General features: G+C 32.0%; 11 protein-coding genes. 6 read left to right on the top strand and 5 right to left on the bottom strand.

The annotated features are described in order from the left end of the window. Positions 1–182: 182 nt before the first annotated feature. Complete coding sequence (locus tag GGG_RS0117620; protein WP_004812233.1) at positions 183–431, top strand: type II toxin-antitoxin system HicA family toxin; 249 nt, start codon at positions 183–185, stop codon at positions 429–431. Next, positions 428–760 (top strand): type II toxin-antitoxin system HicB family antitoxin, encoded by a 333-nt coding sequence (locus GGG_RS0117615; RefSeq protein ID WP_010117354.1) that lies wholly within the window; start codon positions 428–430, stop codon positions 758–760. The genes GGG_RS0117620 and GGG_RS0117615 overlap by 4 nt, the downstream gene beginning before the upstream one ends. A gap of 125 nt (positions 761–885) precedes the next feature. Here the strand turns inward: GGG_RS0117615 and GGG_RS0117610 are convergent, their stop codons facing one another. From GGG_RS0117610 to GGG_RS0117585, 5 genes are all read right to left on the bottom strand, one after another. Beyond that, on the bottom strand, positions 886–2067 hold the full coding sequence (locus GGG_RS0117610) for a hypothetical protein (RefSeq protein WP_010117352.1): 1182 nt from the start codon (positions 2065–2067) through the stop codon (positions 886–888). Positions 2068–3239: 1172 nt separating this feature from the next. Then, a complete protein-coding gene (locus tag GGG_RS0117605) occupies positions 3240–3437 on the bottom strand; it encodes a hypothetical protein (RefSeq protein ID WP_010117350.1) in 198 nt (65 codons plus the stop codon). Positions 3438–3505: 68 nt separating this feature from the next. Beyond that, complete coding sequence (locus tag GGG_RS0117600) at positions 3506–3733, bottom strand: hypothetical protein (RefSeq protein ID WP_010117348.1); 228 nt, start codon at positions 3731–3733, stop codon at positions 3506–3508. Positions 3734–3843: 110 nt separating this feature from the next. After that, a complete protein-coding gene (locus GGG_RS0117595; protein ID WP_010117346.1) occupies positions 3844–4059 on the bottom strand; it encodes a cold-shock protein in 216 nt (71 codons plus the stop codon). A gap of 536 nt (positions 4060–4595) precedes the next feature. Further along, positions 4596–5096 carry a GNAT family N-acetyltransferase gene (locus GGG_RS0117585; RefSeq protein ID WP_010117344.1) on the bottom strand — a complete coding sequence of 167 codons (501 nt, stop codon included), beginning with the start codon at positions 5094–5096 and terminating at the stop codon, positions 4596–4598. Positions 5097–5167: 71 nt separating this feature from the next. Here GGG_RS0117585 and GGG_RS0117580 point away from each other — a divergent pair, with 71 nt between their 5' ends. The 4 genes from GGG_RS0117580 to GGG_RS0117565 all read left to right on the top strand — a co-directional run bounded on the left by GGG_RS0117580 (position 5168) and on the right by GGG_RS0117565 (position 9538). After that, positions 5168–5395, top strand: a complete 228-nt coding sequence (locus tag GGG_RS0117580; protein WP_016650499.1) for a hypothetical protein — start codon at positions 5168–5170, stop codon at positions 5393–5395. A gap of 1128 nt (positions 5396–6523) precedes the next feature. After that, positions 6524–7423 (top strand): replication initiation protein RepM, encoded by a 900-nt coding sequence (repM, locus tag GGG_RS0117575; protein WP_010117341.1) that lies wholly within the window; start codon positions 6524–6526, stop codon positions 7421–7423. Between the two features lie 76 nt (positions 7424–7499). Next, on the top strand, positions 7500–8117 hold the full coding sequence (locus tag GGG_RS0117570; protein WP_010117339.1) for a plasmid replication DNA-binding protein: 618 nt from the start codon (positions 7500–7502) through the stop codon (positions 8115–8117). 518 nt (positions 8118–8635) lie between these two features. Then, positions 8636–9538 carry a hypothetical protein gene (locus GGG_RS0117565; RefSeq protein ID WP_005000587.1) on the top strand — a complete coding sequence of 301 codons (903 nt, stop codon included), beginning with the start codon at positions 8636–8638 and terminating at the stop codon, positions 9536–9538. Positions 9539–9638 lie beyond the last annotated feature (100 nt).

The following is a 9638-nucleotide window of genomic DNA, read 5'->3' as shown; positions in this document are numbered from 1 at the left end:
GGTCGAGGTTTGCTCAGCTACTTTTACTGTTCTAGTTAAGCCTATGTCGTTTAATATAAAAATTAAACTTACTTAAAATTCCCCATTTAACATAATGGCGATTATATGAAATGCAACTAAATTCAGTTGCATTTTTTAATTTCAGGGGACTATACTTAGTCGTAACTGAGTAGGGCTAGCATATGGGTAAAACGGAAAAGTTATTGGAAAAATTTGGAAATTCAAAAAATACGTTTCCATATAAAGATTTAGTCGTTTTACTGAGCCAGCTCGGCTATGAAAAATTTGAAATGGCAGGCTCTCGTGTTCGGTTTTTTAATGAAAAAACTGAACATATGATTTTACTGCATAGACCACACCCTGAAAATGAAATCAAAGGTGGGGCATTGAAAGCTGTAAAACAGGCACTCAAGCAGGAGGGATTTTTATGAGCTATTTAAAATACAAAGGTTATCTCGGCACAATTGAACCCGATCTTGAAACAGGTGAGTTATTTGGAAAACTCGCTTTTATTCGTGATCTTATCACCTATGAAGCAGAAACTTTAAAAGCTCTTGAGCAAGCTTTTCAGGAGTCTGTAGACGGCTATTTAGAATCATGTGCTGAACTAGGAAAATCTCCTGATCAACCATTCAAAGGAACTTTTAATGTCCGTATTAGCCCTGAATTACACCGTAAGGCAGTTTTAGCATCAAGTAATTCTCTAAATGCCTTTGTCAGTGATGCTATTCAAGAAAAGTTAATGCGTTTAGGTGCGTAATTTATTGAAGAAGCCTAGGCTACCACCTAAAAATTGAAAAAATCAGCAAAAATGGGAGCTTAGCTCCCATTTTTTAATTTCGTATAACGCGTATTATGTTAATTTTAGCAAAACTTCAAATTAGCTTACTGCTTCATATCCTTTAACCATCCATAAATATATGGATCCTTTTTCAATAAGCTTGCCACCATCTCACTACGTTTAGCCTTATCCAACCTCAATAGAATACTTCTGAGGTCAGCATTAATAGAGTTTTCTGGAGCCCCTCTATCACGAGCCTTGCTATACCAATCGTGACCAAGATCATATTCATGATTCTCCATGTATATAGCCCCTAATAAGGTACAAGGTCTATAGTCTTGAGAACTATGATCATGTGCTTTTAATCCATGCTCTATAGCGGTATCTGATTTCTTGAGATCCCTTTTTACTCCACCTAGAGTAGTAAAATAAGCAGATAATAGTTTGCTATTTTTATTTGAGGAAATTTTTGTGTTTTCTAGAAATTTTTCAGCTTCTTTACTAGCTTTACATTTTCTTAATTGGCTAGAGGCATTGATAGCATGCCAATCTGATTTAGTTACTTCATATTGTTTAAGGTAAAAGTCAGCTTCTACACGATGAAATTTCATTTTAACTTCGCCAGTAAAAAACTCTCGTCCTTCTGAACTTAACCAAATAGCATCTTGTTCCTGTAATCTTTGTTGGTTATCCAATAAATTCAATATATTAAGTAGTTTAGATCTTTGCTTATTGCCAATAAGATAAGGATAAATTTCATATTTATTTAAAAGAGCTTTCTCTCTTTGCTGTGCAATATATTTTGGATCAGATTCTAGTTTCTTTCTTCTCTCACGTTCAGCTTGTTCTCTAGCTTTTCTTTCTTGAGCTAATTTTTCTTGACGTTTTTGCTCTTCAATACGCTCTAGCTCCTTAAGTTTTTCTAGACGTATTTGTTCCTCTTCTAAACGTTTTTTATATACAACTCTGTCATTTGAAGATTCTTTTTTATATTGATTAAAAGAGATCTTCCCTTCAATAAGGGCATATAAAGCATTCAGATTATTGCGAAGTAAATAGGCTTTTTCTGGCAAAGTTAAACTGTCATTCTGCTTCGTTTTTAATTTCTGGATGATTTTATGAAGCATACTATGTGGAATAATTGAACTTTCTAAATGATCTAAATAGTAAAAAGCTGCATCTTTCTTCATGTCATCAATATATTTCTGATGTTTTTGAGCATCTTCAACCGTTACTTTTCCCCGATAATTAGAACGATATGAGTTTTTAAATGTATTTCTAGTCATTTCAATTTTTCAAAAGCTATTACGATTCAATTAAATAATATTTTTTATAGCATGAAAAGCTTTTATATTTAACAGAATGGGCCTTATACGAAACGTGTTTTTAATATTACTTTAAGATCAGTATCTTATCGTTATTCATACCCTCTGGAACGTTCTCGTTCAACCGACTTGGAAACAAGTCGGTTTCTTTTTAAGCAAAACTGTAACTTTTAGCCAATAAAATTGATCAAAAAACATTCATTTTTGCATTTTTTTCTGATTTCTCAAGGGTCACAATTCAGAAATAATCCCCAATTTCTGCGGACAACTCTTGGGATAAAATAGGCCAACTTTGTAAGCTAAAACTTACACAGATTTAACGATTTTGCAGATTGGTAATTCAAGTCATTAGCCCTATGATGAATACATAAGGAAACTGGATGTTTCCAGACAACAAGAATAAGAAAATTGCGCAAGGAATGGGCAGCACGAGATCAGTAAGACGAGCAATCCGATATGAAAAAGCCCGACAGGATGTCGGGCTTTTTTATTGTCTATGTTTTCGCTTTAAATCACACTTAGAGGTGCATCCAAAATCAGAATAAGGATTGATGCTAGCTAAAAATTAAGATTTCAGTTAATAAGGTTTCTCTTTTAACTATGGGATCTTTATTTTATAAAATATAAACTTACTAGATAATTTTGATATGTGTCATAATTTAAATATGCAAAATATACGAAAGGTTAGAATGTTCCATACCACTTCTTTGATAACTATAGAACAAATTTATAATTTTTTAAAAAAATCTCCAAACTTCAAGAATAGTAACCAATTTGAAAAGTTAAAAGTTTTTTCTTTGAACTTCATGACCATAGAATTAGTGCTTTTGAAGCAAAGGAACCATTAAAATTCACACTAAATTTTAATAAGGCTTGGCTAGTAATAGATGCTATATCGGCACCTAATTTCAATCATAAAGAATTATTTTTGAATTGGGTATATATAAGATTTAATATCACAAGTTAAATTAAAAGGACTGATTTTTGTATAATACAAAAATCAGTCCTTAAAACTCAATTAATTAACCATCTAACTTTCCTGATACCGATAGAAGGTCTGATTTATAATGGCCTACAATTGAATTCTGATTATCATTTATAGAATATAGGAGCTGAAACAGAATTCAGTTTATCTATACAATTTTGAAAATTTTTCCACTCGATGTACTTTGAAAAAACATTTCAAAATTTGGCCGAATATCTTCACCATCAACGGTGATATGTTTTACATTAGAAGAAGATTGCGTAGTAGCAAAATACTTATCAACTGTTGCTTGAATAGCCTGTTTAACCCCAAATTGATCTTTCACACTGATACTTTGTTTAAGCATTTATATACCTTTAATAAAATTGTAGTAGAAAAAATAGCGAAATCAATACTTGATATAAAAATTAATACCTACATAACTCTTTGATTTAATTTAAAAAGGTGATGTAATGAAGTATAAAAAGTACGACCATCTAAATTTAAATCAACTACAATTCCAGACTGAAGCAAAATTCTTTTACCTACTTCAATTTGTTGTAAACCTTGACGTGTATTCTGCATTTTATTTAATGGAATTAACGATACAATAATTTCAGTGCCATTTTTAGATTTTGCAATTAAATCATTTATTTTTAACAACTTATATCCTATTTTTTGGGATTTTTCCGATCTGGAAAACAACTTTAAAATTAAATTTTGGATCATAAAAAAGCACTGATTAGTGCTTTTTTATTACTGCCTATTATTACTTAGATAGCAACAATATTTACAGCATTTGGTCCTTTTTGACCTTGGGTAATGCTGAATTCAACCATTTGACCTTCAAGTAAAGTTTTGAAACCTGAACTAGCGATCTCGCTGAAATGAGCAAAAACATCTGGGCCTGATTCTTGTTGAATAAAACCAAAACCTTTAGTTTCGTTGAACCACTTTACAGAACCTTTAACGATATTTGAGTTTGACATAATATATCCTACTAATTTTTAATAATTTTTAGTCATTTTCTTGACTGGGTATAACTTTGAAAATAATAAAGAAGCGACTTAAAATCTGAAAAAAACGAAGGATTATGACTAAAACTGCGATACTTAAAGAAGATTTACCGGAACAAGACTTTTTTCTAGTTAAAGTAACTATACACTAAAAACATAAAATATCAAGTTTTCTTATATATATATTTATTAAAATTATAAAAAAGATAAAATTAACTAAAAAATTAATAAAATCATATTTTTATTGTAAATGTAACAATATAAGGTAATATGTTGGTCTAGTAAGATTGATAAGTAATGAATGCGATTATATAGCTCTGTAATAACAATATTGATGTTTTTAATTTCTGGAATGATGATTTTTTCCCATATGCAAACTTTATATCAACCTCCAAATTTTACCGCTTTAAATATTGCTGATTAGCCATATTTGATAAAAAAAACCGCCTCTTAGGCGGTTTTTTTATTTTGGAAGAAATAATAAATATCTTTATTTAACATAAAATCTCTTATAGGAAACTGGGTCCAGCTTGTCTCGAAAGCTCATATTCTTGAATGGATCTTTTCAACTGATCAATAGGAAGATAGAACTTATCCTTAAAACCTAATTTTTTCATAAAAGCTTGGCAATCTGGATTTGGGCGTTCTACTTCTAAATATCCATATCCAAATTGCTGCCCAAAATGGCAAAGTTCCTTTAGTAGAGCTGTTCCATAACCATGTTTCTTTTTACGAAATCCAATGCGAGCAAAAACAATGATTTTCTGATCATTAAGATCAGCCAAATCATACTTTCCGAATCGTAAATAGAGATCATTTTGACTCTTATTAAATGCAATAGTCACTATTGATCGAGGCTTCTTTTGCATTAGCTCAAAAGATGAAACTTTCACCTTTGAATATCCTAATTTTTCCATAGCAAATTTTTGGACTAAACATGAGATCTCGTGCTGTTCTTCAAGTCCAATAAGTTCATCTTTTTTTGATTGTTGGAATGATTCTGTATTCATTTTTTTACCTCGAAAGAGAAATCCTAAAAATTAAGGCAAGATGGTCAATATATCATTGGAAAACAACAATCATGAGTATTCAATTAGACCCAAACAAATTATATTTAGTTTTAGATCCCGATGACGTAAAGCGGTGGTGCAAAGGAATGTCTACAGACCCTCAGTTTGCCCATCTTTCCGCTTATATTGGGGAACGTCCAGAGCTTTTAGCGGGACGACTTTACATGAAATTCATGTTAAATTCAGATGAATTAAAACCGATTCTCCCCAAAATATTAAAGAAGAGTTATTACAAATAATTTCGTCGTTTTTAAACATCAAAACCGTCTACTTAAAGACGGTTTTTTTCTAATTTTAGAAAGAAAAATTCCGTTTCTATTTGAGAAACGCGGAAGCGTGCATTCCCTCCTGCTGTCGGAAAATGATAAACCTCTGCCTGTTCAGAATTTCACTCATTTTTAAGTGTCAAAGTTATGTGACAATACTGCTGATTGAACTGCTGTTGCCTATCCTATGTTCGAAAAACAACCTCTTTTTACCTTAATTTTTCTTCGTCATAACTAAGTCAAATCTGACAATTAAAATCCGCTATTTTAGTTTCTCCAAGAGAAACGAGTAAGCGTGCATTCCGATCTGCTGATCAGAAATGAAAAATCCAAAAACATCAAAGCAGGGCTATGGATCTAAATTAGAATCGAGGGATTTTCTAAATCGCTATAAAACAGCCTAGAATCGCATTTAAGCGATTTTTTTCGAAAAACATGGAAATCTATGTAAACAGGGCTAAAAAGCCCAATAAACGCAAAATAGGCTTATTTAGAGTGAGAAATGCAACTAGGCTGAAAAAATTCTGTAAAACGAATAACAATTTTTATAAAGCAGTTTTCCATATCAGACTGATATTGAAAAAAACCGAACGAGTGTCTACGAGTGATAAAGCTTAATCAAAATTTCACCTAGCTTTTTCTCTGATTACAAGCTCCCTATCCATTAATCACTTTTATCTCAGAGCATCCCGAATGGGTGCGAACTAAACTAATTAACTTCTAGACGAGCGTAGCGAGCATAAAAAATTTATGAGCGAAGCGAATTCCGAGTTGCTTTTGATTTTTCTTTAAGTCATAACGAAATTAGCTAAAAAATTGCCCCTCGAATCGAGCGAAAGCGAGATTCAATAGAGTTTGAGCGAAGCGAAAACCAAGGGCAATTTTTCAAATTGTCTTTTTAATTATTTTTAAATATTTTAAATATTTTAGGTAGGCTGAAAGCCCTTAAAGACAAGGCTTTCAGCTCTTAAATATGAGGGATTGACTACTAACTATGAGGGATTGACTACTAACTATGAGGGATTGACTACTTAACTATGAGGGATTGACTACTAACTATGAGAGAATTATAGTACTCATAGTTAAGTTTTCGAAATAAAAATGATGAACCCATCTAAAAAAGAACTAGTAGTTAAATCAAATCAAGTTATTGAGGCTTCATATCAACTCAGCTCAACAGAACAGCGTATTGTGTTAGCAGCTATTAGTAAAATTAGTCGGGCTGAAGACATTACAGATGATGAAATTTATCGCGTAACTATTGATGACTTAAAAAAACTTGGGGTTCATGAAAAAACAGCTTATAGAGATCTAAAAGATGGTGTAAACCGCTTATATGACAGATCAATTAATTTAGCTATTAATGATGAATCAATCAAAATGAGATGGATTCAATCTATACGATTTTTAGAAAGTAAAAGCGTTGTAGGAATTAGGTTTTCTAAAGAAATTTTACCTTTCATTTCTAATCTAAGTCGTGAATTCACTAAGTATTCATTATCTGACATTGCTGGTATGAGTAGTGCCTATGCTATTCGTATTTATGAGTTATTAAGCCAATACCGTTCAATAGGAAAACGGGAGATTTCCATCGAATCTCTAAGAAGTATGTTGGAGCTAGGAAAAAGATATCCATTATCTGCTGATTTAAAAAGATGGGTTATTGATACAGCTGTAGATCAAATCAATGAACATAGCCCTTTAAATGTATCTTACGAGCAAATAAAAACAGGCCGAAAAGTCACACACATTCAATTCACGTTTAAAGAAAAATCAAAAAATATTGAGCATAAATCTGAACAGAATGATTTTTATAAATTGACTGATTCACAAATTAATATTTTTGGTAATCAGCTTTCACGCTTACATGAAGTATCTCACCTAGCACAACAAGGTGAAAGTTATGACGACTTAGCTATCAAAATTAAAGATATGCTGCGAGATCCAATACAACAAAAACAACTTATTCCTCATCTTAAAAATTTAGGTTTTAAGGCATAAAGATCGACTGTATATGTAGCGGTTGACTGTTTGTTGATGTATCTTGGTTCACATAATAGACAACCAGAATTACAAGATGAAATCACTATCTGTTATTGAGCTTTCAAACCTGTATGGAATGACTCGTCAAGCCATTTATAAGCAAGTTAATAAAGGTAATTTAAGTAAGAATAGTGATGGTAAAATTGATCTTTCCGAAGCTATTCGAGTTTTTGGTGAACCCTCTAGAAATGTGAACAGTTCACAGACAACCGAAACACGAAAGTTGTCAGAAGTTCACCTACTAGAACAACAGGTTTACATTCTTCAAAAACAGCTTGAACAGGCGCATGAGCGTGAGCAGTTTCAACGCGAGGAATTAAAAGCCAAGAATGATCAATTACACGTTAAGGATGAACAAATCGAAGCGATACAACGATTATTAGAAGCTCCAAGAGCCTATACAACTAGGTCTATCGATTCAAAATCAGATACAGCAACAGACACTAGCTTAAAAAGTGAGTCGAACTATGATGCATTGACTACTCAAAAAAAAGAAACTCCTGTACAAACTGAGATCCAAACTCAGGCGAAAGATGACGGATTGACTACTCCGGAAAAAACAGAAAACAAGCGCATTCCTGTGCCTAAACACATTGAACCAGAGCCTGAGAAAAGGGGCTTTTGGAGCCGTTTTTTTAGACCCTATGATTAACCACGATTGTTTAACTGATATGAACAAAGTTGTGGAACATTGATCAAATAATAGGCGTGGAACGTGAAAAATCATAAAAAAAGCCCGAACAGTGATGCTCGGGCTATAAACTTTGAAATAAGTATGTGAATTTCAAGGTAAATTATAACACATTTCGCATAAGGTGTATTATGTTAATTTTAGAAATATTAAAGATCACTTCTGAAATGAAGGCATATTTAAAAAAGAATGGGCTAAAGAGCCAAACTTTACATATGAAATACAGGGTAAAAGGATCAACAGAAGCTTTCATTTAACATAATGGTTGTTATACGAAATAAAAAAACCTAGGCACTGGCCTAGGTTTTAAATTTAAAAAAACAAATAAAAAACAGTGTAATAAACTCAATTTTAGCGTTTCGTATAAGGTGTATTATGTTAATTTTAGAAAATCTATACAGTTCCTATTAATAAAATTTAGATATTTCTAATAGATAGAAACAGTATAATAATTAAAAGAAATTTAAAGAGTGCAATATATGTTTGGTATTTTTTCTTCTAAAAAGCAGAACTCCTTAAAGAACCCTGTTTACTTAGAAAAATTCATAAATAATGCCTATTTAGAATTAAGTAACAGTATTAAAACACCCAATGAGCTTTATCTTTTTTTAATTGAGGAACTTTGTGGAGCATCACAAGGGAACAATGATGGAAAACAACTAGTGGGTTTTTCACGATTTCATGAAATTGAATATAGGGATGCACTAAATAAAGAATCCGCAATGGACTTACCTAATAGCCCACTATCAATATTAAATAATAGTGTCAGCCCCCAGTTGATTAAAGAGTTAGGAATAGATGAGGCTGTAAAAATAAGATGTAAGCTTATAAAAAGGTTAATAGAGGCAAATCAAAACACATTAAATAGTAGCCGTTTAACTTTTGCAAAAAGCAACATTCAGATGGGAAGTTCTTATCTTTCAGAAGGTGAAATTCAAGCATGGTTTGATGTCATTAACTCAATACAAGGAGCTAGTAAAAAAACTATCCTAGAACCCGATGATTTAACAGAAATTATTACTCCTTCAAACCATACAGCACAAGGAAAGTACTATGACATGTTCAAAGACCTTGAGGATTATTTAAGTAGCTTATATGAACAGCCATCACATAGTACTTTTATGCCCTTACTTTACGCTCTCCGTATCGCTTATGCTGGCATGTATTCTCAAGGAATATGCTCAAAAGCTGACTTTGACGCTGTTGATCAAGGCTTTTTTAATAGAGTCATTCTAATTGGCCAATCTATTTCTAGAGAAGAGCAAGTCTCTTTTCAAGAAGCATCATTAGATAAAGCACTAGAGTGGATCAATAAATATTATATTGTTTTAGACAGACAGACCTCTTCACATTTAGTGAATACAGCTAAATCAGGCTTGTAAGATAGTAGTCTATAATTTACATAAGCACTTATATTTAAGATAAAGTTTTGACTATTTCCTAGCTATAAAAACTAAAATCCATACCTCGATCTTGCTTAGG

This window comes from Acinetobacter sp. P8-3-8, assembly GCF_000214135.1.
GTDB lineage: Bacteria > Pseudomonadota > Gammaproteobacteria > Pseudomonadales > Moraxellaceae > Acinetobacter.
The sequence above is the reverse complement of the archived record's forward strand: the minus strand, read 5'-3'. Positions and strand labels throughout refer to the sequence as shown.